This window comes from Mesobacillus subterraneus (assembly GCF_023715485.1).
Taxonomy (GTDB): Bacteria; Bacillota; Bacilli; order Bacillales; family Cytobacillaceae; genus Mesobacillus; species Mesobacillus subterraneus_B.
On record NZ_JAMBOF010000004.1, the window covers coordinates 239,474 to 265,275 of the forward strand.

Below are 25,802 nucleotides of genomic sequence, written 5' to 3' on the forward strand. Positions count from 1 at the left end.
ATCTTTTCCCCCTCACTATATTACCAGGCGCTCATGCCGCCCTTTACATTAGTTATATTTTTAAATCCTGCCTTTTTTAGCAGCTTGCTCGCCTGGCTGCTGCGCATGCCGCTCTGGCAAATGACAACTACATCTTTATCCTGTGATAATTCACTAGTTCTGCTGCCCAGCTGTTGAAGCGGAATGTTTTTGAAACCTTTGATATGGTTGCCTTTATATTCTCCAGGAGTCCTTACATCAATGAATTCCGTTCCAGGCTGCTTTGATTTCATCATATCACGCAATTGCGCTGTCGTAATATTGGTTACTCCTTTTGTTGGAGCCAATCTGCTCCATAAAAATGCGACTGCAAGAACAACAATCAAAACATTAATAACAACATCCATCCATATGCACCTCATTAATTTTAATGTGTTAGTAAATAATCTTTGTTAACTGGGATGGAATGAATAATCCCTCAATACCCATAAGGGTATTTTAAGTGACAAAAATAAACTTGTCAAGAACACAATAATCATTTTCTGCTCTTGACAAGAAGTTCTACTGCATCGTTGACTGCCTGGGATGTCTCCTTGCCTTCCTGCAAATCACTGATCAAGCACTGCTCAAGATTTTTGCTTACAATCAAGGCAATGGCACGGTCAACTGCAGAACGTATTGCCGATAGCTGCGTAACAACTGATTTGCACTCATCTTGTTCTTCGATCAGGCGGATGCTTCCTCTAACTTGACCCTCAATTCTTTTTAAACGATTCAGAATTTCTTTATTGTATTCCATTCTTGCCACCTCCTATTGTGATGGACCTGTAATTGTATATCCTTTTACATTGTAACCATATTTTTTTAGGAGTCTTGCGCCAAAATTCTTTTCGACTTCATCGGAGGCAATGATGACAATCTCTTGGTTCGGGATTTCTTTTATATATCTTTTTAAATAACCACATGGAATATTTATTGCACCATTCACCGGGTTTTTCGCTGAGTCCTGATAATCGCGGAGGTCAACGAAAACTGCATCGTTATCATTACCTTTAACGGCTGGTACATTCCTTACTGGAACATAGCGGTTAAAGTACAAAGTGACCAAAAAGAGACTGATGATAAATCCTGTGAGCAACTACTTTTCACCTCTTCTTTAATCTTGTTCAATAGTGAACTTACATTATTCATAATATACCATAAGGGGTATAAATGCAATAGTTTACATATATTTTTTTTGACATATTTCTCGCATTCTTACTTTTAGTGCGGCTAAAGAAAAAGAAGGAACATTCTCCCTCTTCCACCTAAGAAGCTTTAATCTCTTGCTTGCTGAATTTTTTCCGCCTGTTCCATGTGAATACGGATCAGCGTAAGTTTACTTTCACAAGCTATCGATGAATCTAAAATTCTCTTTGTAGCAAGGTAATATTTTTCCATTAATGTTCTCCTTGCCCTAGGATGGGCGTTTTCATCCTTTAGATCCCTCACAATCGCTTCTTTCAGGATATTCTCTGAACTTTGTTCTGACTCGAGCCTGCGATTATTCCATAACCCTCTATATTCACTCAATAATATTTCATAGTCTACCGTATCCATCTTCTGCCTCCAGTTAATTATTGGCGTTTCAAACCCTCTCTAGTATATTTACATAATTCTGCTTTACTTTGCAAAATATAAAACAAAATTACTAAGGCTCTTTTCGTAAAATTTGTTGCTCTTGCCTCGACTTCTATATTTTCAGCATCTCGAAGATAACTGGAATACATGAAGGGTAGTCGAAGAACTTGATCCGATAAGCAACAATCAATGCGAAAACAGCAAAAAAGGAGAATGTTAATGAGCACACCTTACCGATGCCCTAACTGCAAAACAAACCGTACAAGATTCAATATGATTTCTCAAATTCCTCAGGCTGTAAAATTGAACCCGCAGTCAGGTGAAGTAGTAGAACAATACACAAATGAGCAGCTCGAGCCATTCCATCTTCCATATAGAGGCCCAGAACTGAAAATTCAATGTGCAGCATGCGGTTTAATTGAAGATGAAAAAACATTCGCTAAATTTGGTGAACATTAAATAATGACTTAAAAAAGCTTGAGGAAACTCTCTCCTCAAGCTTTTTATTTACCAGGATACAATCCATTCTCGCTAAGGAACTGAACTGAATCCACTTTCCATTGCTCATTCGGCATGAACCTTACCAGTTTTATTACCCCTGTAAAATTCCTTCCGCCTACCCCATTTATTTGCCAATTAACTTCCACTGGAACGGTAAGAGACAATTCGTCCCCGATGTCTTCAGGAGGCAATATTTCCATTCTGGAAATCCTGATATTTTCAATGGAAGGAAGAATTTTACTCCAATCCAATTCCTGAAGAGAAATCAAGGAGACAATTTTCGAGTCCTGCTGTTTGATTCCTGCAATATAAGCATTGACCAAATCATATGGGTCTGTTTGTTGAATATATTTTTCAAGGTTTCCAGCCGATTTCAGAATCATCAGCTTATGCGACAAATCCATAAAGTTAGTTCTGTGAGTGGTGCTTCCGTTAAAATGAATGCAAAAATGGCCAGGGAAATTATTTTTCAGTGCCCCGCCGCCATGAGGCATTCCATGCATAGATGCAGCTATTTTTCCATCATCCGAAACGACAATGATTGCCCGGCGCTTCCAGCTCCATTTGCCATTATAAATCTCCTTCATAATTGCTGTATCCTTAGATGTAAGCGGCTGGACATCGGCATGGTTGCTCCCGGCCCTTCGCTGGACACGGAATTTCATTCCCGTTTCTAAATCGACAACGGTAAACTTGCTGTACCTCGGGAGAATGTTATTTACTTCTTCCCACTGGGTCATCTTGATTACGTTTTTGCGGGACTGCTTTTTTGCTTCGACATCATTTGCATTAACGAGAAAGAAAATGCAAATAACCAGAAGAATTTTCTTTACTTTCAATTCACTCAACTCTTTTTCTTTAGGAATGAGCATCCGGAGTCATAACCCTTATGTAACTCATCTGACTGCGATCAGTCAGTCAATAATACATTGTTAAAAACTAGCTTCATGAAAGTTTTTGCGTTTTGGCTTTTTACTATTCAGTTTGATGATCTTTAATCAATTTAAATCTGCCTGTCTATTTCTGCTTCAATCCATAATTTTATGGCCAACTATTATTTTAATAAAGCCAAAAATAAAAAACCCAGCGTTGGCTGGGTTAGGTTTAATCGTTTTTATGGTTTGCTATATATTCTTTTGCTTTATCGATTGCGATCGGAATAGCTTTCCCATCTTCATAATGCTCATCCGTTATAAGCGCATTGGCAATTTCGATTGCTTTTTCACGCACATTAGGGTCTAAATTCTTCATTGAAACTGGGTAATCATTCTTTGTCCAAGGCATATTTTTCATCCTTTCCATCGAATATATATATGTATTACCTACCCCATGCACTATAAAGAAAAACTGGTTTATCCTTCTAGCTCTCTCAATTGAACTTCAATTCCGCTCCAATCAGTAACCTGGCCAATAAAAACGAGATTCAACGGCATTTTCATATATTCCTTCATATACAGCGGCATGCCATAGGAGTATTGAAACAAGTCTGGATATTGGGAATGGTCAAACAAAACATAACCCTTGATCCGATAAATTGTTTCAGGCAACGATCTTAAAAAGTCTTCAAATCCATTTTGGCTGACAGGATTTTGGAACTGATGGACAAATGTAGTCAATCTTAAATCCATTTGGACATGCGCACCTGCTCTATCTGCTTTTTTTGTGTGCGACATAGATTCAAGAAGTTGCATTGGAATTTTTGAAAAAGAACTTAGAATACATTTTGCGTTTGTATTAAGGGATTGTATTTCCAAATTGATTTTAGCCTGCTCGGCTTCTGAAAGCAGATCCGATTTGTTGATTATAACAATATCGGCATGCTTGACCTGTTCAAGCAAAAGCTGATGCACCTGGGGGTTGAAAGTATTCCTGTTCAGCCATAAAGTGCCATCAACAGTTGTAACAATTCCTCTGATATCTAGCTTTTCTGCAAACAATGGAGAAAGGACGGCATCCAGAACTTCAACCGGATGTGCCGCTCCTGTCGTTTCGATGTAAATTGCATCGAGATTATGGTCAAATAGCAAACCTTGCAGCTGAGATTCAAGCTTATCCTGGATTGTACAGCAAATACATCCTCCCAGCAGTTCTTTTAAAGGTACATCTGTCTCAACCGCATCTGAGTCAATAGATACATTCCCGAGCTCATTCATCATGACTGCAATCGTCCGGTCATTCTTTTTTTCATGCTGTAAAATTTGCTTTAATAAAGTGGTTTTGCCTGTGCCGAGGAACCCGGATAATATATAAACCTCAGTTTTTTTCATGCTTTTTCCGCCGCCTTACTTCTTTTATGTAATATGGAAAATCTCCAGCATAAGCTGGAGATTCTGTTTATTTATTCATTTCCTGCTTCAAGACTTCGATAGCTTTTTTTATTTGTGGATCTTCATTCTTGATCTGTTCGCGGAGTGTATTCATCAATTCGATAGTTGAACTTCCTTTCAGAACTCCAGTTTCTTCAAGTTCCTTGGACTTCTGGAATGCGATGACAGCTTCCTTTGTCTTTTCATCAAAATAGCCATCTTCCCTTCCAGGGTCAAAGCCAAGTGCTTTTAGCATTTTTTGAGCTGCTTTGACTTGTTCAGAAGCAGTAGATTCCTTCAGTTCTGTTTCCGGATCGATGAATGGCAGCGAAGCATATTCAGGCATTGGTACTTCATGATCCGGATTAATGCCTTTTTTATGGATCCAATTGCCTTCAGGCGTTAGCCATTTTTCAGTTGTAAATTTCATGTTCGATCCATCTGAGAAATCTTCTGCTCTTTGAACGGTGCCTTTGCCGAAAGATTTTTCCCCTACAAGAGGAACTCCGGCTGATTCACTAACTGCACCGGCAAGAATTTCTGAAGCACTTGCGCTGCCTTTATCGATGACAACGACTAAAGGCAGATTATTATTATTGCTATTCTCTGATGCGTACTCCTCGACATTGCCTTCACGGTCTTCTACTTTAAACAACACTTTCCCTTCAGGGACAAACAGGCTGGAAATTTTAATAGCCTGATCAAGCAGACCGCCAGGGTTTTGGCGAAGGTCAAGCACAAGGCCCTTCATTCCTTGCTTTTGCAAGTCATTCAGAACATTGACTAGCTCTTTGGCTGTATTTTGCGAGAAATTGGTGATCTGGACTTTGGCAACCCCGCCTTCGAGCATTTCACCATATACTGTTTCAATCGGGATTGTATCACGAGTGATTGTGACATCAACCGGTTGTTCAGCCCCCTGGCGAAGGATTGACAATTTAACGTCCGTTCCCTTTTCGCCTCTAATAAGGGCAACCGCTTCAGTAGTGCTCATGCCCTGAAGACTCTTCCCATCTACAGACATGATTTTATCTTCTGGCTGCAGACCAGCCTTTTCAGCAGGAGAACCCTTCAACGGAGTGACAATGACAATATGGCCATCCCGCTCCTGTATTTCCGCCCCGATCCCTTCAAATGAAGATGAAAGACTTTGATGGAAATTCTTAGCGTCTTCCTGGCTCATATAGTCCGAATACGGATCGTCGAGTGATTCAAGCATACCGTTTATAGCCCCATTGATAAGCTTTTCCTGGTCGACGTCTTGATAATAATCATTTTTCAACGTGTCATAAGCATCATAAAGCTTTGCAAACTCTTCTCTATCCCTGATTACCTGCACTGCGGGCTTGTCTTCACCGAAAGCAAGCGCAAAGGTAGTGATTCCTGCTGTTAAAAAGACTAGAAAGAACAACAGCATTGCAAAGTGGAACTTTTTTATCCGAAGAAAACTATTTTTGGTCTCTGCTTCTGCTATTTTTTCTTGACCCTTTATTTCTTCTTTGTTTTCTTCATTAATATTTTGCTGATCCAACCCTTTTCACCACTTTCAATCAAGCTTAAAATCCTTAATGATTAGAATAACATTTTTACTTCCAAATTAACAGAAAAATAGGCACGCATATAAAAAGCAGCGGTTCAGAAACCGCTGCTTTATGTTACTATTCTACATCGTAGCCTTGATCTTCAACTGCAGACTTCATTTTGTTAACTTCTGCTTTTGAACCGTCGTACTCAACTTCTGCCGTTCCTTCTGATAATGAAACGATCACACTCGCCACACCATCAACGCCCATTAGTGCGTTTTTTACAGCCTTTTCGCAGTGGCCGCAAGTCATGCCTGATACTTTTAAAGTTGTTTTTTCCATTATGAATCTTCCTCTCTTATTTTAATTTATAACTTAATCCGCTTCAAACGAAGGGAGTTAGTCACTACAGAAACTGAACTGAATGCCATTGCAGCTCCGGCTAGCCATGGTGCAAGAAGGCCTAGGGCAGCAACGGGAATGCCTGCTGAGTTGTAAGCAAGGGCCCAGAATAGGTTTTGGCGAATATTTTTCATTGTTTTCTTGCTCAATGAAATAGCTTTTGGAATCAGCGTAAGTTCTCCACCCAAAATCGTAACATCTGCAGCCTCAATAGCCACATCCGTTCCAGTTCCAATGGCAATTCCGATATCGGCTACCGCAAGTGCAGGAGCATCATTAATACCATCGCCAACCATTGCGACTTTCTTGCCTTTAAGTTGGAGTTCTTTTACATGATTAGCCTTCTCTTCTGGCAAAACTTCAGCAATTACATTGTCAATGCCCACCTGGGCAGCAATCGCTTTGGCTGTACGGTTATTATCGCCAGTCAGCATATAAACTTCAATACCCATCGATTTAAGCTCTTCAATTGCAATACGTGCAGTATCCTTTACTGTATCAGCTACTGCAACAATTCCGTTAACTTTGTCATTAATTGCAATCAACATTGCAGTTTTTCCCTCTGTTTCCAACTTCTCAAGCCTATGTTCGTACAGCGCATACTCAATATTTTCTTTTCTCATAAGCTTACGGGTACCAACAAAAACCTTATCACCGTTAATAGATGCTTTAATTCCATGTCCCGGAATCGCTGAGAACTCTTCCATTGGAAGAATTTCAATATCTTGTGAATGGCCATATTCGACAACCGCTTCGGCAAGAGGATGCTCGGAGGCTTTTTCCGCTGAAACCAGATATTTAAGGACCTTTTCTTCATCTTCGAAAATGTCAATATCTGTGACACTAGGCTTCCCTTTTGTAATTGTACCTGTTTTATCAAGAACAATCGCATTAATTTTATGAGTAGCCTCTAAATGCTCCCCGCCTTTGAATAAAATGCCGTTTTCAGCACCTTTCCCTGTGCCGACCATGATTGACGTCGGAGTGGCCAGCCCAAGTGCACAAGGACAAGCAATAACAAGTACTGCAATTGCTGTTTCTAACGCTGAAGCAAAATCTCCAGGGGTTACAAGAAAATACCATATAAGGAAAGTCACGATCGCAATCGCAACAACAATTGGAACGAAGATACCTGAAATTTGATCTGCCACACGCTGTATTGGAGCCTTACTTCCCTGCGCGTCCTCGACTACCTTGATAATTCCTGCAAGGGCAGTATCTTTGCCTACCTTTGTAGCAGACATCGTCAAGGATCCGTTTTTATTGATTGTTGCCCCAATCATATAATCGCCAGGTGATTTTTCGACTGGAATTGATTCGCCGGTAATCATCGCTTCATCCACTGCGGATTGCCCAGATATAACCTTGCCATCCACCGGAATTTTCTCGCCTGGTTTTACGATGATCGTATCGTTTACTTTCACTTCTTCAATCGGGATTTTAACTTCCTCACCATCCCTGATGACGGTCGCTTCTTTAGCCTGCAGGCTGAGCAGCTTTGAAATCGCCTCAGTAGTCCGGCCTTTTGCAAGAGCTTCAAAAAGCTTTCCAACAAGGATCAAGGTAATTAATACGGCACTTGTTTCAAAATATAAGTGCGGCATATATCCATGATTCCCTATTGTTTTTATCGCTTCTGCAAGGCTGTAGAAATACGCTGCTGAAGTACCTAGTGCGACAAGGACATCCATATTCGCGCTTTTGTTTTTCAAAGACTTATAAGCGCCGACATAAAACTGCCCGCCAATCCAAAATTGAACCGGTGTTGCCAATAGGAGTTGAAACCATGGGTTCATTAACAAATGCGGCATCGGCAATCCTGTATCCCATGGGGCGTGGCCGATCATTGTATAAAGAAGTGGAAGAGATAAAAGGATCGAGATAGAAAGCTTTCGTTTCTTCGCATTGATTTCTTCTTCTTTATGTTGTGCTTTCGCCTCACGCTGCACTTTTTCCTTGGCATCATAGCCAAGGTCCTGTATCTTAGCTATTATTTCATCTGCAGAAAGGAGCGCACTGTTAAATTCAACAGCAGCTGTTTCGGTTGCAAGATTGACATTTGCTGAAACCATTCCTTCCATCTTGTTCAGAACCTTTTCAATTCTCGTTGAACATGCAGCGCAGGTCATTCCGAAAACGTCAAGGTCCATTTTCTCATTCCTGACTCCGTACCCCAGGTCATTGATTTTATTGAATATAACTTCAGGTTTAACTTTTTCAGGTTCATATGTGACTGAGGCATTTTCCATCGCAAGGTTTACCGTTGCTTCAACGCCATCCATTTTATTTAGGATTTTTTCAATCCTTGTGGAGCAGGAGGCGCAAGTCATACCGGTAATATCAACGGTCATTTGCTCTTTCATAAATCCACCCCGTTTCGATTAGTCAAACGTTAAATTCAGACTTTCTATAACAATTACTATACCCCTGTATAGTATATTTATCAACTGGAAAGTTTGCTTATTCTTTTAATTTATTGTTTTTCCGAGAAAAATTCTGTCAAATTTGTCACAATTGAAAAGTTTTGAAAGGGAACCTTTCGAAATGGATTCATTCTTATACACTATACTTTGCGACCAATGCATTTGTACAAACATAAAAAATAGCCTGGCAACGCAGCCAGGCCATAAAACTTATATTTTTTTGACGTTCTCGAAGTATTCTTCCAATGTCCATTTGTTAGTATAAATCTCAGTGGCAGCCTTAATGCCTACATACCTGAAATGCCATGGTTCATACATGTATCCGGTGATGCCTTCTTTGCCCTTAGGGTATCTAAGGATAAATCCATATTTATGTGCGTTGTGAACCAGCCAGACTCCCTCTTTCGTGGAACCGAATTGTTCATTGAGGTTAAAATTGTTTGACTTGCTTGAGATATCCATCGTAAGACCTGTCTGATGTTCACTGCTTCCTGGCAACGCCACAGCCTCAAGCGCTTTTTCCTCGCCAACTTTTTGTACCTCAGCATTAAAAAGAGTATCTTGGCGGCCATACGAGCGGTATCCGGAGACAGCGGCTAATTCAATCCCATCATTTTTAGCCCCGGCAAACATTTGCTCAAGCGCGGTTGCCGCCTCTTTTCTCATCAGGCTTTTTTCAAGTTTCTCGTCCCCAAAGGAAAATTGGACATTTGGACGGATGAGATCACCTGGAATATAATCTGCAGGCAATCCAAAAATTTTATTTACAAGCGATAATGTATTTTGCGGATTCTGGATGACGTTCTTTCCGTCTGTATTTTGGATGACGTTAAAATACGCGGCTTCTAGTGTTGGTTCATCTTCTGCTGGGTTGTCCACTTCTTGATTGTCATTTGTGCCATTGTCCTCTTGCTGCGGTTCTTCCGAAGGGTTGGATGATTCATCAGCGTACTGGTCTTGTTCAGTAAAATTTTTACCAATGTATGGAATTTTTTCTAAATATGGTTCAACCGGCGCGCAGCCTGCCAGGAGTATCGGAAAAGTAAATAAAATTAAAATCTTTTTCATGTGATCCACCATTCTTCAGCTTTTTAGTGCAATACCCTATTCTATCATTTTTTAATAGACTTTCGTATGGCCTTTTTTCCCATTCATACCTTATTTCCATTATGTCTAATATTTAAAAAAACCAAACTTTAAAATTTATCTGTTAAACTTGGCTGTTGATTTGCGTTCCAGGCGCTTCGCTTTCCGCGGGCGGCCCGGGGAGCCTCCTCGTCGCTTCACTCCTGCGGGGTGCAAATGATTCCTCACGAGAATCATTTCACCTAGGTCTCCCCTGACCCGTTCATCCCGCAGGACTTTGATTAAGCTTCCTCGAACCTGCCCACGCACGATGGAAATGCGTTAGCATTTTCGGAGGAGTCTTCGCGCCTGGAACGAAGATCAACAGAGCTTAAAAATCTACATTGACCTTTAACCCAGTCATTTGAAAAAAAAGAAAAACCCTTTCCGTCGGGAAAGGGCTTTCAATATTTTATTCTTTTATTACAGCTTCAAGTGCCACTTCAATCATGTCATTGAAAGTTGTTTGGCGTTCTTCAGAAGTCGTTTCTTCACCAGTCAGGATATGGTCGCTGACTGTAAGGATGGAAAGTGCATTGCGATTGTATTTTGCGGCCAATGTGTAAAGTGCAGTCGTTTCCATCTCTATAGCGAGAATTTGGTACTGTGCCCATTTCTCTAATTCAGCATTGTCATTGTAGAACTGGTCTGCAGTGAAAACATTGCCGACTTTAAGGTTCAAGCCTTTTTCAAGACCCGCATTATATGCCTTATATAATAAATCGAAGTCTGCCGTTGGAGCAAAATCGACGCCGCCAAAAGTCAAGCGGTTCATTTGTGAATCTGTTGAAGAACTCATTGCAAGGATTACATCCCTTACTTTAACATCCTTTTGGATTGCCCCGCAGGTGCCTACTCGCACAAGGTTTTTGACATTATAGCTATTCATCAATTCATTGATATAAATTGAAATTGATGGCACGCCCATTCCTGTACCTTGAACGGAAATTCTCTTTCCTTTATAAGTTCCGGTATAGCCGAACATATTTCTTACTTCATTATAAAGCTTTGCATCTTCAAGAAAGGTCTCAGCTATGTATTTCGCTCTTAATGGATCGCCTGGAAGCAATACCGTTTCTGCGATTTCATTTTCTTTAGCGCCAATATGTACACTCATTCAAAATCCTCCATCCTATGGGTTGCTACCTAAAAACTATACCACAATATAGCTAAGCAGGAAAATCTTCAGTTTCATGACAATTTTAATAACGGGAATGCTAGAGATAGCATTACCAAAGCAAAATCAAAAAATTCCTTAGCATTGGCACTACAAAAATCCGTCTCATAAAGGGGAAATGAAAATGGGAAAGAAACACCGGAACCGCATCAATTCACCTAAGAAAAATAACCATATCTCACCTGAAGCAATCGTTGCAGAACAGGAAGCACACGGGAAAGATTATTCTGCGACCGGCAGGAAGAGCAAGGCGTAGCAAAAAGACGATGAAGCAGAATGCTTCATCGTCCTCTCTTCATTGGGTTTTAACTTAGCAATAGCGTTCTACAGCAGCCTGGATTTTTTGCTTCAATGAAGGCAGGTCGGCAGCATGGATTGTCATCCTGACATATGTTTCATCCATTCCCATTGCCTCTGAAAGGAAGCCGCCAAGACCTCGTGCCCTGCGATCAACTTGCATCATGACTTCAACTTCATTTTCATTCTTTGGATAAAAAACAAGCTCCAATTCATCCAGCCTGCCCCTGAATGGCCCAGAGACTGGAACAAATTCAAACTCTTGAACGTATGGCAGGTTTCTGCGGAGATGTCTAGGTGCTTGTTCGCACTCAGCCTCTCTTAAGCGGAATCCAAGTCCGCTCACTGCATTTAAAATCCCGTCCATGAGCGGATTGGGAACAACCGTCAAATAATCTTTATCAGTAGGGTCCACAGCATTTTTAATATCGATTCCTGTATTCACCCAAACCTTTGTCCTTCCCATTGACAAGGGTGTTTCCAGGGGAAGCCTGAATGAAAAAGGCATTTCTTTCGTTTCGTTTTCCATGATCACAAATGACTGAGTCAGCCTGAAACGATCAATTTGCGCTGTAGCTGTATATTTTTTATCATCGGCTTCTTTAATATATGTTGTATGTAAACTCAGATAGATGTCATCAATATTTTGCTCTGTGCTGCCGCCACGGATTTGGACAACTCCCCGCACTTCTTCCCCAGGCATGATTCGGTCCTTTTCCAGTCTCGTATCAACCTTAGCCCCACCAATTCCCACACTTGCGAACACTTTATTGAAAAATGACATTCACATTTCCTCCCTATTCTCCATTTTATCTGCCATGGTTATGTATACGGTTATTTCTTCCCAGAGTTTCACTCTTCATAAATTTTTTTTCATTTAGCTGAGTTAAACTTGCCTGTTGATTTCCAAGCAAGTTGATCATTCTTCTGTCCAGCTGATCCCGCAGGACATTGATTGGGCTTCCTCGAACCTGCCCACGCACGATGGAAATGCGTTAGCATTTTTGGAGGAGTCTTCTCGCCTTCCACTACAATCAACAGGGTTAAATAAAAACATTGAGCTTTAACAGAGCCTAAAATAAAAAAGCGGACCCATCTGAATCCGCCTTGCAAGAATTGTCAATTAGTCTATATCCTGCTCTTCATCAATAATGCATTTTTCGATGAGATATTCAAATGTGATATCTGCCATCTCTTCTAATTCCTCTTCCGTGGGAACGTATCCCCTTTTTACAAGTTCATGAAAGAAAAATTCAGCAATTTCTTCTGTATCGATAAAAACCTCAATCTCTTTCACAGATTCGCCCCCCTTTATTCAAAATGTATGTGAAGAATGCATGTTTAATGCCAAGCACCCACTTTTATTTAGGCTCTTTTAAACATTGTGGCTGTTGCACTTGGAAATAATGATTAAGTTCTAACTGAATTGGACAAGCATAGAATTGAATAAATCAAAATTAAGGAGCGATTCTTATGGAGAGACTAAATACATTTGCTGAGATGTTTGTGGAAGATGTAAACAAAGAAGACAGTGTGATTATTGACTTGTTCGGAAATATCGTGAATTTTTTATTTAAATTGATTCTGGCTGTCAGTGTACCAGGTTCAATTTATGTGCTGCTAAAGTTCACAGGCTTATTTTAAACGTGACTTTTGCCGTCATTATTGACGAGGATCTGGAGCTTGCGAAGAATCACTCTCATCACATGAGCATATTCCTCATCATTGAAGCATTTATATAAAATCCGATAGTCATTATATATATCAAGCAGATTATCTATTGTCATCCTTCTTTGATTGATCTTTCGTAATTCTTCCTTTTCACCTGCACGTGGCTGAGGGGACTTTTTCTCGAGGTTGACAGAAGGCCTCACCTCTTTATTAGCAGAAAACAACAAGCCCAGCTTTTGTATAAAGGTTTCAGCACTCTCAGAGTCCGCAACGAGTGTCAATTCTTCTTCTCCTGCTTCAAGCCATTCTCCATCCTTGATCCTGGATAGTTCATATATGACATCCTCCCAGGCATCTTCTTTATATCTCCAGATTTCCGTCCTGAAACCTACGACCTTGAAAAGATCTGCCCCATATCCTTTAACCTGGACTAAATCCCCGAAGAAATATTTGTATTCGATGTCGATTTGTTCTTTATCAAGCAGCTTCCCATCATACTCCGAAAGCATCTGCAAACTCGTTTCCAAATACAAGCCCTCGCTTTTGTTAATCTCATATACATGAAGGCCGTCAAGCCATTTTATATCTGTCACTTTCCCCACAGTCCCATAGATAGTGATCACGACTGTATCACCGATGTTAAATTTAGGTTTCTTCCGTTTTTCCATGTCCTCCATCCTCTCAACGATGAGTCGTGAATTGTGATTACAACAGTATATGCATTATTCTGAAAATCGCCACGCCTAGAAAGAGAATGGATTCAATGTTTTACGACTCTGACTTAAAAAACGCTTTCAATTTCAATAACCATGTAATAAAAAAAAGACTTCCGCGTATGAGCAGAAGTCCTCAAATCAATTGTTTAACTTTCTGAAATCAGGTATAACTCCCACGCTTCATCAAAGACTGCCATGGTTTTCAGATAATGTCCGTTCAACTCCAGATAGGAACTTAGTTCGTCATAGTCCTCTGAGTTTTTTGGAAACGCAAGATCATCATATGCCGAGTTTGCGAATGCACTTATTTGATCCTTAGGAGATGCCGTGCGATATTTCATCAGGAAGTGGTAAAAGCTTTTATACATATATGAACGCCTGCCTATTGTAAATATTAGTTTGCAAATACTATAACGGATTGGATCCCTGCCCGTCCACTTTAATGCAAAATCATCACTAAAGATATTAAAGTACAATAAAAGCAAAAGCACCTCCCTAATATAGAAGGTGCTCTAAGGTTATTGCCATCTAGATGATTTTGCCATTTCCAGCAGTGCCCATATAATATTGAACATAAGAATCGCTACCGTGATCGGCACGGCATGCAGCCAGTTCATTCCGAATTTTTCCTTGATCAGCCTCACGTAATATCCGCACATGAACAGGACGAACATGGCTGCGACCAGCATGATTGTTAAAGCGATGTACATGGTCTTCTCCCCACTTCCCAATGAATACTCCCCAGTCTATTATAATGATTGGAAAGAAGCTGGGTAAAAGGGGAAAGTGAAACTTTTGTGAACATAACTATTCTTTAGGTTAGATTTATCACAATGGTATATCATGATGAAAAATCGAAGTAATTTCGCTTCAGCAGCCTTGGCTGGGCCATTAAGTCCTCGAAGGTAATCACCTTCCCGAGGTTCTTGGTATTGATTAAAAACAGCTGGTCTTCAATCTCTTTTGTAATTAATTCCGTTTGGTAGGTCATTTCGCAGTCAGGGCAATGGATCGCCGGAGTATCCGTGATCTGGATTGCTTTCGTTCCATCAGGAAGCTCCCAGTATACACTGTCTGTTACTGCTTTGATATTTCCGCTGCTGCACCAGTCACAATTTCCCATCGGGTACCCTCCTATTCATTTGTAGACGGGACTGCTCCCTGCCCATCTGGTACTTCAGCAGTTTTTTTCTGCTGTGACAAAAACTTCTTTTCCTTCAGTTCATCTCGTTTTTCCCGCTTATCTTTTAATGACGCATGCGTCGGATCGACCTCGTACTGTTCTCTTCGGTCAATTCTGCGCAGACCCTCTGGAACCAGGTTGAATTCACTGTCGTTCATGATTGCTGCGATTCCAGTGTTCGATTTTTTATTTTCATAGTCAGGGTACACTTGTTTGAAGTAACCCTCCGCTTTGCCTGGAACATAGTTTTCAGGCTCAGGGTAAGAGGTGATAACACCTTCAAAATTGCGTAGGACGACTTTTTCCGGACTCTGGGATATCAGGTAATTGGGCTGCAAGGAGATTTTCCCGCCTCCGCCAGGGGCATCAACCACGAATGTCGGGACAGCATAGCCGGATGTATGGCCTCTTAACCCTTCGATAATCTCAAGACCCTTTGTCACCGGGGCACGGAAATGGCCGATGCCTTCAGATAAGTCACATTGGTAAATATAATATGGACGTACTCGAATTTTTACGAGGTCATGCATTAGCTTTTTCATGATTGCGACACTGTCATTGATTCCTGCAAGGATGACTGATTGATTGCCAACCGGGACGCCTGCGTTTGCAAGCATTTCGCAAGCCCGCTTTGAATCTTCAGTGATTTCAATGGATGTATTGAAATGTGTATTTAGCCAGATTGGATGGTATTTTTTGAGGATGGAACAAAGATTCTCAGTTATCCGCTGCGGGAATACTACTGGTGCCCGTGTCCCGATGCGTATGATTTCAACGTGGTCGATTTCCCTCAGGTTTTTCAGGATATACTCCAAGATGTTGTCGTTGATCAAAAGTCCGTCGCCCCCTGAGATCAACACATCCCGGACTTCTGGTGTCCTACTGATATATTCGATTGCCGCATCGAGCTGCTTCTTAGCCACACCCATGCCGATTTGGCCGGAAAACCTTCTGCGTGTGCAATAACGGCAATACATTGAACATTGATTGGTCACAAGGAATAAGACTCTGTCAGGATAACGATGGGTCAATCCCGGTACTGGAGAATCTTCGTCTTCATGGAGAGGATCCTCGAGATCATACTTCGTCTTGTGTATTTCTTGAGAGATTGGTACTGATTGCATCCTTACCGGACAGCGGGGATCATCTGGATTCATTAATGATGCATAATAAGGTGTGATATTTAATGGAATTGTTTTCGTGGATATCCTTACTCCCTCTTCTTCTTCAGGTGTAAGGTTAATGACCTTCTTCAGATCATCAAGTGTCCGGATTGTATTGGTAAGCTGCCAGAGCCAGTCATTCCATTGTTCTTCCGTAACATCTTTCCATAATTCAATGTCCTTCCAATGTCTTGAAGGTTTATATAAAGATTGTTTCATCCCAGTTCCCCCTTTTGTAATGTGCAATTTATATCAATGCAAGTTTCGTGCCAAAATAACTGATTGTTCAGAAAAAAGCTCGAAACCTTAAAAACTCAAGGGAAAAAGGAGAAAATTGTCCTTAAAAAAGAAAAATAACCTGCTGAATTTCCGGCAGATTAGAAGGGTGAACCTATAGATTCAGTTTTTTAATTTTATATTGCAAGGTCTGCCTCGGGATATCGAGAAGCGCGGATGCTTTCTGCACATTGCCCTTGCAAATGGCCAGAGCCTCGCTGATGAGTTCCTGTTCAACCTCTTTTAAATGATCTCTCAAGACAAATGTCGAAGGCGTTCTTTTATCACTATTTTCAATCGGTTTCATTTTTTTTAGCATCACAGGCAGGTCGTGTTCAGTCAGCTTCACACCTTCGCTAACATTCATCATATATTCAATCGTATGCTTTAATTCCCTTACGTTTCCAGGCCATGGATGGCTTAAAAAAATCTCACTTACATTTTTGTCCAAACCTGTAATGTGTTTTCGCAGTTTCTTATTATATTGGCTGATAAAGACTTCGGACAGATACAAGATATCTTCCTTCCTCTGTCTTAAAGGCATCAATTCGAATGTCAGAACATTCAATCGGTAAAATAAGTCTGTTCGCAGCTGATTTTGCTCCATTGCCTCACCAGGATATACATTCATAGCCGAAATGACTCTGACGTTGACAGAGATGACCTTTGTACTCCCTATTCTTCTGACGGCACCATCCTCAAGGACGCGCAATAGCTTTGCCTGAAGATCGAAAGGCATGGAATTCAATTCATCAAGAAAAAGTGTACCGCCATTCGCAAGTTCGAACAGACCGGGCCTGTCCACCGCACCGGTATAACTTCCCTTTGAAGTACCAAAGAGGATACTTTCTAATAGGTTTTCCGGAATTGCAGCACAATTTTGAGCAATGAACGGCCCTCCCGACCGATTCGAGGCATTGTGGATCGATTGCACGAAAAGTTCCTTTCCTGTACCGCTTTCGCCATATACAAGTATAGGAGAATCAGACTTTGCCAGTTTCTCAGCCTTCTTTTTTATCATTGCAAAATGTTGGTTATTTGTAAGCAAGTCATTGAATTTATAGACTGTCTGCTGTTTTAAAGCCTTGCCATTTGGATGATTAATGCTTTTCTGTATCTCGACCAGCCGTTCTGAAAGCTGTTTGATTCGGGAATAATCCTTTGCGATTTCAACCGCGCCAATAAGCTCACCTTGTACAAAAATTGGCAGAGTTGTATTGACAGTTTCAATCTTTCGCCCGTGAAGGTTAACAAAGGATTGAGTTTCATTATAGATTGGCTTCCTCGTCTCAATAACTTTCAAAAGTGTGCTAGACTGCTCATTTAATGAAGGAAAAACACTAAGCAGCGGTTTGCCGACCACTTCCTTTAGGTCCAGTCCATCGTGCTTTGCAGCCACTTCATTATAAAAAATCGTTATTCCATCCGTATTCACTACATGAATTGCTTCATCAATGCATTTTAGAATGGCGCTTAAAATCTCTTCAGTCACATTGGAAATAGAATTCACTCTCATCACACTCCCATATTAAGTATATGACAGCGTGCCGAAAAACTGTCTTTTTATTGCCCGAAATTTGGCGGTTTTGCCAAATCTTTTACCCAGACGTTCATGTTTTCAATTTTATCATAAATGTATACATTGTTAACAAGTCTGCCTCGATACGCATAGCCAAGCTGGTGCAAAACAGCGTTCATGCCAAAAGATAATGCCCTTGCAATTGAATAAGCACAATAGATCCCATTTCCAATAAGCTCCTGCTCAAGACGATCGAGAAGGATTTTCATCAATCCATGCTTCCTGTGCTCTTTAAGAGTGGCGCAATCTGTCAACTCTGCATTTTTATAAAAAGTGTTCAGTTCTGCCGATGCTGCACTCACCACATGTCCATCAAGCACAAAGCCAAAATAAATGGTTCCTTCCTGCATTGTATGGACAATATATTCTGGATCATTCAATGGAGTAGGGTAAATTTGGAAAACAGTTTTATAAAGCTGAGCCAATTCCACCGCGTATGATTCATCCATTTTTTTGAGGACATAATCATTTGGAGGGTTAATTGTTTGTGATGGTTCCGCCAGGTGATAGATACTTTTGATGATTCCATCTTCCTGCATCCAATTTGCGCTTTTCTTGCGTTCATCACTTAAGAACTTTGAAAAGAAAAAGCAGTCAGAACCAAGAAAATAGCCATCAATGCTGGCCTCAAACCTGTATCCATGTTCAATTAGCTGTATGAAATGCTCTTTCCTGCCCTTAATAATCAACTTATCTGCATTCTCTTGCATTGCAAGCTTTTCAGCTTTATCCAACACACTTAATAAATTGCCTAAATAATCATCTACTCTGATCCGGCGGTTTTGTTTGTCTAGGTAAACGCTCATTTTAAATTTCTCTTCTGATATGTTCAATGTTTGGCCAGGATGCATACCCTTTCCCTCCATTTTTTCTCTGTATATAAAGCAACAAAGGTTTTGAAAGTAACTAGTTGAAAAGCCCGGCCAAAAGGCCAGGCTGCTATTTAGTCAAGCTTAAATGATACCAGCTTCAGCTCGGTCATTTCCTCAATTGCGTATTTAATGCCCTCTCGACCCGTTCCGCTCATTTTCACGCCGCCATATGGCATATGGTCTACTCTGAAAGTAGGGATGTCGTTGATCATCACACCGCCGACATGCAATGCTTTTGATGCCTTGAAAGCTTTTTGCAGGTCATTAGTATAAACCCCTGCCTGCAAACCGAACTGTGACTCATTCACTCTAGCGATTGCTTCATCGAATTCACTGAAGGTATTTATGTGAACGACTGGAGCAAATACTTCTTCACAGGAGATCTTATCAGTTGGTTTTGCGTTAAGAAGCACTGTCGGGGTGAGGACCTGCTGCTCACTGTCGCCTCCAAGTGCCAGCTCCGCTCCATTTTCAACTGCCGTTTGTATCCATGACTTGGCCCGCGTCACATCGTTCTCACTGATCATCGCGGCTATATCTGTTTCCTCATCGAGAGGATTGCCCACCTTCAGATTTCTCGCTTCTTCAATAAATAGGGTAATAAACTCCTCAGAAATCGTATCCTGCACATAAATACGCTGGATGGAAATGCACACCTGCCCCTGATTGGAAAATGCACCTGAAACAATTCTTGGCATTACTCTTTTCAGATTAGTTCCTGCATCGACAATCAAGGCAGAGTTGGATCCTAGTTCAAGCGTCACTCGCTTTAATCCAGCATTTTCACGAATGTATTTGCCAACCGCAGGGCTTCCGGTAAAAGTCACCTTTTTGACCCTGTCGTCCGAGACCAAAACATCTCCAACACTTTTGCCGCTGCCTGTAACCACATTTAACGCACCTGCTGGAAGGCCAGCCCTGTGGAAATAAGAAGCGATTTTATATGCAGACAGAGGCGTTTGGCTTGCGGGCTTAAGGACGACTGTGTTACCTGCAGCCAAGGCTGGCCCTACCTTGTGTGCGACAAGGTTCATCGGAAAATTGAATGGTGTGATGGCGGCAATTACACCGAGAGGTTCCTTTACCGTGTAGGCCACTCTTCCTTCGCCGCCGGGTGCGGCATCGAGTGGGATCGTTTCACCATGAATCCTCCTTGCTTCCTGCGATGCGAAGCTGTAGGTCATGATCGTACGGTCAACTTCAGCACGCGCAGCCTTCAAGGGTTTGGAGGATTCTTCGGCAATTATCCTCGCACATTCTTCTCGATCTTCCTGGATGTAATCAGCTACCTTTTGAAGGATATCTGCTCGTTTATGCGCTTCCATCCCTGCCATCGCACTGGCTGCTCTCTCAGCAGCATCAATCGCCCTGGCGACATCTTGATTGCTTGCCTCCGCCACTTCAGCGATTTTTTCACCATTAAATGGATTATAAAGCGGACGATATTTTTCGGTTTCAACATTCTCACCATTGATCCATAACATTTGTTTCATCGTTTAACCTCCTATTGCTGGCAGCTTTGAACAATCGCCGCTTCAAGCACCCCAAATCCCTCTTCTATTTGGTCATCCGTAATGACAAGTGGAGCTAAAAGCCTGATGACATTGCCGTAAAGGCCCGCACTCATTATTATCAAGCCTCTCTGATGGGCTTTCTTGAGTATCTCCTGGACAAGCTGCGAATTGGGTCTGCCTTCTCCATCAAAGAATTCGATGGCACACATTGCGCCAAGCGAGCGGACATCGCCAATCACATTAAAACGGCCAGCCAGCTTTCCGAATCTTTCCTGGAACTTCTCGCCGAAGGAATTTGCCTTTTCAAGAAGCTTCTGCTCAACTATCATTTTAACGACTTCTATGGCCGCAATACAACCTAGAGGACTTCCACCATAAGTACCGCCGATTTCACCGATTCCAGCTGAATCCATGATTTCCGCTCTTCCTGTTACAGCGCTGATCGGCAGTCCGGCAGCAATTGATTTTGACATCGTCATCAAGTCAGGCACGACTCCATAGTGTTCCATCGCAAACATTTTCCCTGTCCTGCCAAAACCCGTCTGAATTTCATCCGCAATGAACAGGATGCCATATTTTTCACAAATCTCTTTCACACCCTGAACAAAAGCTTTTGAAGGGATGTTGAATCCACCTTCTCCCTGGACGGGCTCAAGGATGACAGCGGCTATTTCTGTAGCAGGTACTTCACTTAGAAAAAACGTTTCAAACTTTTTCAGCATATAAGTATCCAATTCTTCAGGCGCCATGCTGGTTTCTTGAGAGTAGACCGGGTAAGGCCATTTATATGTTTCCGGAGCAAATGGACCGAACTGGTATTTATATGGCTTGACCTTGCTTGTGAGAGACATGGCCATATAAGTCCTGCCATGGAATCCTCGTTCAAAAGAAATGATTCCTTTTCGGCCAGAAAATTTCCTGGCAATCTTTATTGCGTTTTCTACTGCCTCTGCACCGCTGCTTAAGAAGAATGTTTTTTTGTCATGGGTTCCTGGAGTGAGTTTATTCAGCAGCTCTGCCAGTTCGATATATGGTTCATACATCATGACATGGAAGCATGGGTGGAGATAGCGATCTATTTGTTCATGGAGCGCCTTCACGACTGTCGGCGGGCAATGGCCTACATTCAGTGTTCCGATTGCGCCAGCGAAATCTATAAATGTGTTGCCATCGACATCCTTCAATAACGCTCCTTCACCCTTTTCGGCAAACGTTTTGATGGTGTTAAACGGTCCAACAGGAACATTCTTTTCTTTTCTTTCAAGTAAAGCCCTAGCCATTGGTCCAGGAATAGCTGTTTTTAAATTAATATCTCCCACTTATTGATTCCTCCTCATTTCCGTTCACTGACCCCGCACCATTTTAACAGCGACAAGGCTATGATTTCAGCTGCATCGAAAACATCTTCAAGCCTGATGTATTCATTCGCCTGATGTGCTGTTTCCGTGACACCGGGTCCGAAGACAACTACAGGAACCCCGCCAACTTTAGAGAGTACTCCGCCATCTGTTGCCCAGGGAGAAGCTTCGATCAATGGAGAACTATTTTTCACGTTTATGAAACTTTCAGATAGAACCTCAATCAATTCATGTTCAGGATCCAGGTCTCCCGGCAGCCAGCTAGCCCCGAACCATTCCAGAACAGGAGAATTTTCCTTCAGCCACAAATCCTCCTCGCACAGATGGTTAATGGCATTCAGCATTTCAAGCTTTGCGTTTTCCTGCGTCTCATTTGGAGCCACACCCATCCTGCCTTCAATTATCGCGAGATCAGGGACGGAAGAAGGCCAGTCCCCTGCATGAATTTTCCCGATGTTGATCGGTATAGGAATAGGAATGCTCTTAAAAAAGGGATCTGTAATCCTCGCGTTTCTATCAGATTCCAACTTTCTCAATCTATCAATCACAAGCATTGCTTTTTCAATCGCGTTTACTCCTTCATACCTGGTACCTCCATGAGCCCCTTTACCTTTGACTGAGACCCGAAACCACATCGATCCCTGCTGTTTCGGAAATAGCTTCATGTTTGTTGGCTCGGGAATGATCGCCCCATCCGCTTTATACTCTCGCAGCACAGCAGCCAGTGTCCCGGCACCGCCACTTTCTTCTTCAATGACACTCTGAAAAATAACATCGCCCTTTAACTTTATTCCCGAATTCTTGATAGCCTCCATCGCCATTAATAGAGATGCTGTACCACCCTTCATATCCGTTGATCCCCTGCCATACAGTTTGCCGCACTCGATATGGCCGCTGAAGGGGTCTAGGTCCCAATCATTATTGTCTCCGGCAGGAACAACATCGATATGGCCATTCAAAATCATTGATTTTCCTCCACCAGTCCCTCTCAAGATTCCAACGGCGTTAGGATTCCCTCTGAAGTCCTTTCTGTCTGAACAAAATGCCTCGTGGGCGAGCAGTCCTTCACCGCCTATTTCCCAAATATCCATCTCCAGGCCAAGCTCCCTGCATTTTTCAACGATTACAGCCTGAGCTCCACTTTCATTCCCTCTGGTGCTTGGCTCCTGGACAAGCTTTTGCAATAACCTTGTTCCTCTGATCCTGTTTTCGGTAATGTAATTCCGCACTTTTTCCTCAGCAGAATGCACGATATCAGCCCCTTTTAGTAATCGATGACTCGGATGTCCTCTGCGATTGAAAAATCGCATGCGGTTTTGGCAGTAATCTCAGCAATTGTGTACGGCGCAAATCTTTCAGCAAGAATTAATGAACGGTCGATTATCTTGAAAACGGCAAGATCTGTCACCACTAAATCTACACAGTTCGAAGCTGTCAGCGGCAGGGTACACGAGTCTACTATTTTGGGATTGCCGTTCTTATCTGTATGATTCATCAAAACTGCTACTCTTCTTGCTTTCTGAGCTAATTCCATCGCCCCGCCCATTCCCGGCACCTTTTTTCCAGGGACAATCCAATTGGCGAGATCCCCATTTTTGTTTACCTGCAAGGATCCTAGTATTGTGAGGTCAACCCTGCCTCTCCGGATCATCCCAAATGCCACAGCACTGTCACAGTAGGAGGATCCAGGCAGCACTGTAACCGGAAAACCGCCGGCATTGCACAAATTTTCATCCTCATGCCCTTTTACTGGAGATTCACCCATACCGACAATTCCATTCTCAGCATGGAACATGACATTCATATCATTTGGAAGGTGGTTGGGGACAAGGGAAGGAATGCCGATCCCTAAGTTGACGACCATTCCCGACGAAATTTCTTCGGCGGCGCGTTTGGCCATTTTATTCCTGACGTCTATTCCCATGCCCATTTCCAATTCACCCCTTCTGAAGGAATCACCATATCGACAAATACACCAGGCGTCACGATTTCTTCGGGGTCCAGGCTTCCAAGCGGAACGATTTCCTCCGCCTCTGCTATCGTAAAATTCCCAGCCATCGCGACCAGCGGATTTGTATTGCGCGCACTTTTATCAAAAACGAGATTTCCATATGGATCAGCCTTTTTTGCATATACAATTGAAACGTCAGCAGTCAGTCCTGTTTCAACCAGATAATCCTTGCCGTTAAGGTTCATCTTCCGTTTGTCTTTTGAAACGAATTCATGGTCAACACCCACGTCTGTTAAAATCGCACCCAAGCCCATGCCGCCAGCCCTGATTCTTTCCGTCAATGTGCCCTGAGGAGAGAACTCAACTTCAAGCTTGCCCTGGGTCATGAGTTCTCCTGCTACTGGATTTGAGCCAATGTGTGATGCGATGACTTTTTTTGCTCTGCCCCTGCTGATTACCTTTCCGATGCCAATTTCCGGAAAACCTGTATCATTCCCGATCAGCACAAGGTTTTTGATGTTTTTTTCAAGGATGCCGTCGATCAGGCATGGCGGTGAACCGACACCGCCAAAGCCGCCAAACATCAAGGTCATTCCGTCGTGAAAGTGCTCCATTGCCTGTTTCAATGTGGCTATTTTTCCGAATGGGTTATCCATCTTACTATTCAACTCCATTTCCTTCTGACAATCCCAGTGTTTTATAAACTTCAGCTAAAGTTGATTTCAGCAGTGCAATTAACTCATCAATTTCTCGCTTGGTGATGGTCAGCGGCGGTGCGATGATCACCGCATCTCCTGACTGCCCATCCATACCTGAGCCAGCAGGATACAGCAGGATCCCGTTATCCCTTCCTGTCCTCACGAGCATGTCAGTTAATTTCACGATTCTATCAAAAGGGATCTTTGCGTCAGGCAGCCTGACGAACTCAAGTCCCAGCAACAGTCCCTTTCCGCGCACATCACCTATAATGGAGAACTGTGATTTCAGCTTATCGAGCTTATTTTTTAAATAAATAGCCTTTGAATCTACTTCTTTTAACACTTCATTATTCTCCAGATATTCGAGGACGGCCAGGGCAGCAGCACATGATTGCGGGTTTGCGCTTAGTGTGTGCCCGCTCATTATGACCTTTGATCCATCAAGAATCGGCTCCATGACACGGTCACTTACTACTGCGGCAGCAATCGGCGCGTATCCGGCGCCCATCCCCTTGCCAAGCGCGACGATATCCGGGATTACGTCCCAATGCTCACATGCCAGCATGGTCCCCGTACGCCCAAATCCGGTCATGACTTCATCAGCGATGAACAATATATTGTTATTTTCACAGATTTCTTTGATTGTTCTATAATAGTCTTCCGGTGGGGAAATTGCCGCTCCAGCTGCGCCAATCACTGGTTCGGCGATGAATGCGGCAATATGGTCTGCACCAATCCTTTTTATTGCCCCCTCAAGTTCCCTGGCGCACAAATATCCGCACTCAGGAGCTGAACTTTGATATGGACATCGATAACAATAAGGGGGTGAAATCGACGGAAATTCCTCAAGCAGCGGAACAAACCTCGCTCTCCTGCCCGGATGGCCGGACATAGAAAGGGCTCCCAGAGTGATTCCATGGTAGCTGATCCACCTCGATAAGATTTTTGTTTTCGACTTGATCCCCTTTTCTTGCCAATATTGAATCGCAATTTTCAACGCTGTTTCCGTTGCTTCAGAGCCACTGTTCACAAAAAAACTCCAGTTAAGGTCGCCAGGCAAATGGTCAGCTAGCTTACTGGCCAGAAGTTCTGCTGCCTCACTCGTAAATTGTGACCTATAGACAAACGAAACCTTTTTAGCCTGTTCATGCATCGCTAAAATTACTTCAGCAACTCCATGTCCGATATTTGCTGTAACAGCCCCGGAAGCAGCATCAAGATATTTCTTTCCATCTTTGTCAAAAAGATAGACTCCTTTTCCATGGTCAATCTCTGGGTAGCTTTCATCCAGGGCAGGTTTGATCAAGTAGGACGGCTTCATAATCTCACTCCGTTTCACCACATTCGAATAAATAGTTGGACATTCTGTAGATTGTATGAAAAGAAAGCAAGAATCTTTCGTATAGATGAAAATTTTCCGTCACAATGCCCATTGTCCTGTCCACTAAATTCTTTGATTTTTATCCCC

The 25,802-nt window shown here is 42.3% G+C and carries 30 protein-coding genes; 3 read left to right on the forward strand and 27 right to left on the reverse strand.

The annotated features are described in order from the left end of the window. Positions 1 to 20 precede the first annotated feature (20 nt). From M3204_RS07850 to M3204_RS07865, 4 genes are all read right to left on the reverse strand, one after another. Entirely contained in the window at positions 21 to 386 is a 366-nt protein-coding gene (locus tag M3204_RS07850) for a rhodanese-like domain-containing protein (protein WP_251480557.1), read from the reverse strand. Between the two features lie 128 nt (positions 387 to 514). Then, positions 515 to 778 carry a metal-sensitive transcriptional regulator gene (locus M3204_RS07855; protein WP_251480560.1) on the reverse strand — a complete coding sequence of 88 codons (264 nt, stop codon included), beginning with the start codon at positions 776 to 778 and terminating at the stop codon, positions 515 to 517. Between the two features lie 12 nt (positions 779 to 790). Continuing rightward, a complete protein-coding gene (locus M3204_RS07860; RefSeq protein WP_251480562.1) occupies positions 791 to 1,117 on the reverse strand; it encodes a sulfurtransferase in 327 nt (108 codons plus the stop codon). 179 nt (positions 1,118 to 1,296) lie between these two features. Beyond that, positions 1,297 to 1,578 carry a hypothetical protein gene (locus tag M3204_RS07865; protein WP_251480565.1) on the reverse strand — a complete coding sequence of 94 codons (282 nt, stop codon included), beginning with the start codon at positions 1,576 to 1,578 and terminating at the stop codon, positions 1,297 to 1,299. Between the two features lie 240 nt (positions 1,579 to 1,818). Here M3204_RS07865 and M3204_RS07870 point away from each other — a divergent pair, with 240 nt between their 5' ends. Further along, on the forward strand, positions 1,819 to 2,058 hold the full coding sequence (locus tag M3204_RS07870) for a DNA alkylation repair protein (RefSeq protein ID WP_251480568.1): 240 nt from the start codon (positions 1,819 to 1,821) through the stop codon (positions 2,056 to 2,058). Positions 2,059 to 2,102: 44 nt separating this feature from the next. Here M3204_RS07870 and M3204_RS07875 read toward each other — a convergent pair whose 3' ends face one another. The 8 genes from M3204_RS07875 to deoD all read right to left on the reverse strand — a co-directional run bounded on the left by M3204_RS07875 (position 2,103) and on the right by deoD (position 10,996). Further along, on the reverse strand, positions 2,103 to 2,939 hold the full coding sequence (locus tag M3204_RS07875) for a hypothetical protein (protein WP_285856825.1): 837 nt from the start codon (positions 2,937 to 2,939) through the stop codon (positions 2,103 to 2,105). A gap of 265 nt (positions 2,940 to 3,204) precedes the next feature. Continuing rightward, positions 3,205 to 3,384, reverse strand: a complete 180-nt coding sequence (locus M3204_RS07880) for a hypothetical protein (protein ID WP_251480572.1) — start codon at positions 3,382 to 3,384, stop codon at positions 3,205 to 3,207. A 68-nt stretch (positions 3,385 to 3,452) separates the two neighbouring features. Beyond that, complete coding sequence (locus tag M3204_RS07885; protein ID WP_251480575.1) at positions 3,453 to 4,367, reverse strand: CobW family GTP-binding protein; 915 nt, start codon at positions 4,365 to 4,367, stop codon at positions 3,453 to 3,455. Positions 4,368 to 4,434: 67 nt separating this feature from the next. Then, a complete protein-coding gene (locus tag M3204_RS07890; RefSeq protein WP_285856826.1) occupies positions 4,435 to 5,937 on the reverse strand; it encodes a S41 family peptidase in 1,503 nt (500 codons plus the stop codon). A gap of 127 nt (positions 5,938 to 6,064) precedes the next feature. Continuing rightward, positions 6,065 to 6,271: a copper chaperone CopZ gene (gene copZ, locus M3204_RS07895; RefSeq protein ID WP_251480578.1), complete on the reverse strand. Its 207-nt coding sequence runs from the start codon at positions 6,269 to 6,271 to the stop codon at positions 6,065 to 6,067. 26 nt (positions 6,272 to 6,297) lie between these two features. Beyond that, positions 6,298 to 8,694 carry a heavy metal translocating P-type ATPase gene (locus M3204_RS07900; protein WP_251480583.1) on the reverse strand — a complete coding sequence of 799 codons (2,397 nt, stop codon included), beginning with the start codon at positions 8,692 to 8,694 and terminating at the stop codon, positions 6,298 to 6,300. Positions 8,695 to 8,964: 270 nt separating this feature from the next. Then, the gene (locus tag M3204_RS07905) at positions 8,965 to 9,822 is read right to left on the reverse strand and encodes a M15 family metallopeptidase (protein WP_251480585.1); all 858 of its coding nucleotides are present in this window, start codon (positions 9,820 to 9,822) and stop codon (positions 8,965 to 8,967) included. A gap of 469 nt (positions 9,823 to 10,291) precedes the next feature. Next, the gene (gene deoD / locus M3204_RS07910) at positions 10,292 to 10,996 is read right to left on the reverse strand and encodes a purine-nucleoside phosphorylase (protein WP_251480587.1); all 705 of its coding nucleotides are present in this window, start codon (positions 10,994 to 10,996) and stop codon (positions 10,292 to 10,294) included. Positions 10,997 to 11,180: 184 nt separating this feature from the next. Here deoD and M3204_RS23660 point away from each other — a divergent pair, with 184 nt between their 5' ends. Continuing rightward, the gene (locus M3204_RS23660) at positions 11,181 to 11,312 is read left to right on the forward strand and encodes a hypothetical protein (protein ID WP_285856827.1); all 132 of its coding nucleotides are present in this window, start codon (positions 11,181 to 11,183) and stop codon (positions 11,310 to 11,312) included. A 54-nt stretch (positions 11,313 to 11,366) separates the two neighbouring features. Here M3204_RS23660 and M3204_RS07915 read toward each other — a convergent pair whose 3' ends face one another. Together M3204_RS07915 and M3204_RS07920 are read right to left on the reverse strand one after the other, a co-directional pair. Continuing rightward, positions 11,367 to 12,137 (reverse strand): sporulation protein, encoded by a 771-nt coding sequence (locus M3204_RS07915; protein ID WP_251480590.1) that lies wholly within the window; start codon positions 12,135 to 12,137, stop codon positions 11,367 to 11,369. Positions 12,138 to 12,476: 339 nt separating this feature from the next. Next, positions 12,477 to 12,650 (reverse strand): YozD family protein, encoded by a 174-nt coding sequence (locus tag M3204_RS07920; protein ID WP_125480955.1) that lies wholly within the window; start codon positions 12,648 to 12,650, stop codon positions 12,477 to 12,479. Positions 12,651 to 12,826: 176 nt separating this feature from the next. Between M3204_RS07920 and M3204_RS07925 the strand changes: the two genes are divergently transcribed. After that, the gene (locus M3204_RS07925) at positions 12,827 to 12,997 is read left to right on the forward strand and encodes a hypothetical protein (protein ID WP_251480593.1); all 171 of its coding nucleotides are present in this window, start codon (positions 12,827 to 12,829) and stop codon (positions 12,995 to 12,997) included. On the opposite strand, the gene M3204_RS07930 is transcribed toward M3204_RS07925, so the two are convergent. The 13 genes from M3204_RS07930 to M3204_RS07990 form a co-directional block, all read right to left on the reverse strand. Continuing rightward, on the reverse strand, positions 12,994 to 13,692 hold the full coding sequence (locus M3204_RS07930) for a hypothetical protein (protein ID WP_251480594.1): 699 nt from the start codon (positions 13,690 to 13,692) through the stop codon (positions 12,994 to 12,996). The genes M3204_RS07925 and M3204_RS07930 overlap by 4 nt on opposite strands. 194 nt (positions 13,693 to 13,886) lie before the next feature. Continuing rightward, complete coding sequence (locus M3204_RS07935) at positions 13,887 to 14,108, reverse strand: YozE family protein (protein WP_251480596.1); 222 nt, start codon at positions 14,106 to 14,108, stop codon at positions 13,887 to 13,889. 150 nt (positions 14,109 to 14,258) lie between these two features. Next, positions 14,259 to 14,450, reverse strand: a complete 192-nt coding sequence (locus M3204_RS07940) for a hypothetical protein (protein ID WP_251480598.1) — start codon at positions 14,448 to 14,450, stop codon at positions 14,259 to 14,261. A gap of 131 nt (positions 14,451 to 14,581) precedes the next feature. After that, a complete protein-coding gene (locus tag M3204_RS07945) occupies positions 14,582 to 14,863 on the reverse strand; it encodes a YokU family protein (RefSeq protein ID WP_251480600.1) in 282 nt (93 codons plus the stop codon). A gap of 11 nt (positions 14,864 to 14,874) precedes the next feature. Further along, complete coding sequence (gene ablA, locus M3204_RS07950; RefSeq protein ID WP_251480602.1) at positions 14,875 to 16,305, reverse strand: lysine 2,3-aminomutase; 1,431 nt, start codon at positions 16,303 to 16,305, stop codon at positions 14,875 to 14,877. A gap of 172 nt (positions 16,306 to 16,477) precedes the next feature. After that, complete coding sequence (locus tag M3204_RS07955) at positions 16,478 to 17,878, reverse strand: sigma-54 interaction domain-containing protein (RefSeq protein WP_251480604.1); 1,401 nt, start codon at positions 17,876 to 17,878, stop codon at positions 16,478 to 16,480. 47 nt (positions 17,879 to 17,925) lie between these two features. Next, positions 17,926 to 18,792 (reverse strand): putative beta-lysine N-acetyltransferase, encoded by an 867-nt coding sequence (ablB, locus tag M3204_RS07960; RefSeq protein WP_251480605.1) that lies wholly within the window; start codon positions 18,790 to 18,792, stop codon positions 17,926 to 17,928. Between the two features lie 92 nt (positions 18,793 to 18,884). Continuing rightward, on the reverse strand, positions 18,885 to 20,306 hold the full coding sequence (locus M3204_RS07965; protein WP_251480607.1) for an aldehyde dehydrogenase family protein: 1,422 nt from the start codon (positions 20,304 to 20,306) through the stop codon (positions 18,885 to 18,887). An 11-nt stretch (positions 20,307 to 20,317) separates the two neighbouring features. Continuing rightward, entirely contained in the window at positions 20,318 to 21,607 is a 1,290-nt protein-coding gene (gene gabT, locus M3204_RS07970; RefSeq protein WP_251480765.1) for a 4-aminobutyrate--2-oxoglutarate transaminase, read from the reverse strand. Positions 21,608 to 21,660: 53 nt separating this feature from the next. Continuing rightward, a complete protein-coding gene (locus M3204_RS07975; RefSeq protein ID WP_251480609.1) occupies positions 21,661 to 22,935 on the reverse strand; it encodes a peptidase in 1,275 nt (424 codons plus the stop codon). Between the two features lie 14 nt (positions 22,936 to 22,949). Next, on the reverse strand, positions 22,950 to 23,615 hold the full coding sequence (locus M3204_RS07980; protein ID WP_251480611.1) for a 3-oxoacid CoA-transferase subunit B: 666 nt from the start codon (positions 23,613 to 23,615) through the stop codon (positions 22,950 to 22,952). Next, positions 23,600 to 24,292 carry a CoA transferase subunit A gene (locus tag M3204_RS07985; protein WP_251480766.1) on the reverse strand — a complete coding sequence of 231 codons (693 nt, stop codon included), beginning with the start codon at positions 24,290 to 24,292 and terminating at the stop codon, positions 23,600 to 23,602. Before M3204_RS07985 ends, M3204_RS07980 begins: the two co-directional genes overlap by 16 nt. A 4-nt stretch (positions 24,293 to 24,296) precedes the next feature. Beyond that, positions 24,297 to 25,655, reverse strand: a complete 1,359-nt coding sequence (locus tag M3204_RS07990) for an aspartate aminotransferase family protein (protein ID WP_251480613.1) — start codon at positions 25,653 to 25,655, stop codon at positions 24,297 to 24,299. Positions 25,656 to 25,802 lie beyond the last annotated feature (147 nt).

Coding starts and splice junctions, on each gene's coding strand:
- M3204_RS07940 (WP_251480598.1), bottom strand. CDS start 14,450: ATGTACATCGCTTTAACAATCATGCTGGTCGCAGCCATGTTCGTCCTG.
- M3204_RS07900 (WP_251480583.1), bottom strand. CDS start 8,694: ATGAAAGAGCAAATGACCGTTGATATTACCGGTATGACTTGCGCCTCC.
- M3204_RS07885 (WP_251480575.1), bottom strand. CDS start 4,367: ATGAAAAAAACTGAGGTTTATATATTATCCGGGTTCCTCGGCACAGGC.
- M3204_RS23660 (WP_285856827.1), top strand. CDS start 11,181: ATGGGAAAGAAACACCGGAACCGCATCAATTCACCTAAGAAAAATAAC.
- M3204_RS07930 (WP_251480594.1), bottom strand. CDS start 13,692: ATGGAAAAACGGAAGAAACCTAAATTTAACATCGGTGATACAGTCGTG.
- M3204_RS07965 (WP_251480607.1), bottom strand. CDS start 20,306: ATGAAACAAATGTTATGGATCAATGGTGAGAATGTTGAAACCGAAAAA.
- M3204_RS07850 (WP_251480557.1), bottom strand. CDS start 386: ATGGATGTTGTTATTAATGTTTTGATTGTTGTTCTTGCAGTCGCATTT.
- ablB (WP_251480605.1), bottom strand. CDS start 18,792: ATGCATCCTGGCCAAACATTGAACATATCAGAAGAGAAATTTAAAATG.
- gabT (WP_251480765.1), bottom strand. CDS start 21,607: ATGGCTAGGGCTTTACTTGAAAGAAAAGAAAAGAATGTTCCTGTTGGA.
- M3204_RS07865 (WP_251480565.1), bottom strand. CDS start 1,578: ATGGATACGGTAGACTATGAAATATTATTGAGTGAATATAGAGGGTTA.
- M3204_RS07915 (WP_251480590.1), bottom strand. CDS start 12,137: ATGTCATTTTTCAATAAAGTGTTCGCAAGTGTGGGAATTGGTGGGGCT.
- M3204_RS07980 (WP_251480611.1), bottom strand. CDS start 23,615: ATGGGCATGGGAATAGACGTCAGGAATAAAATGGCCAAACGCGCCGCC.
- M3204_RS07945 (WP_251480600.1), bottom strand. CDS start 14,863: ATGGGAAATTGTGACTGGTGCAGCAGCGGAAATATCAAAGCAGTAACA.
- M3204_RS07880 (WP_251480572.1), bottom strand. CDS start 3,384: ATGCCTTGGACAAAGAATGATTACCCAGTTTCAATGAAGAATTTAGAC.
- M3204_RS07925 (WP_251480593.1), top strand. CDS start 12,827: ATGGAGAGACTAAATACATTTGCTGAGATGTTTGTGGAAGATGTAAAC.
- deoD (WP_251480587.1), bottom strand. CDS start 10,996: ATGAGTGTACATATTGGCGCTAAAGAAAATGAAATCGCAGAAACGGTA.
- M3204_RS07955 (WP_251480604.1), bottom strand. CDS start 17,878: ATGAGAGTGAATTCTATTTCCAATGTGACTGAAGAGATTTTAAGCGCC.
- M3204_RS07870 (WP_251480568.1), top strand. CDS start 1,819: ATGAGCACACCTTACCGATGCCCTAACTGCAAAACAAACCGTACAAGA.
- M3204_RS07905 (WP_251480585.1), bottom strand. CDS start 9,822: ATGAAAAAGATTTTAATTTTATTTACTTTTCCGATACTCCTGGCAGGC.
- M3204_RS07990 (WP_251480613.1), bottom strand. CDS start 25,655: ATGAAGCCGTCCTACTTGATCAAACCTGCCCTGGATGAAAGCTACCCA.
- ablA (WP_251480602.1), bottom strand. CDS start 16,305: ATGAAACAATCTTTATATAAACCTTCAAGACATTGGAAGGACATTGAA.
- copZ (WP_251480578.1), bottom strand. CDS start 6,271: ATGGAAAAAACAACTTTAAAAGTATCAGGCATGACTTGCGGCCACTGC.
- M3204_RS07985 (WP_251480766.1), bottom strand. CDS start 24,292: ATGGATAACCCATTCGGAAAAATAGCCACATTGAAACAGGCAATGGAG.
- M3204_RS07855 (WP_251480560.1), bottom strand. CDS start 778: ATGGAATACAATAAAGAAATTCTGAATCGTTTAAAAAGAATTGAGGGT.
- M3204_RS07935 (WP_251480596.1), bottom strand. CDS start 14,108: ATGTATAAAAGCTTTTACCACTTCCTGATGAAATATCGCACGGCATCT.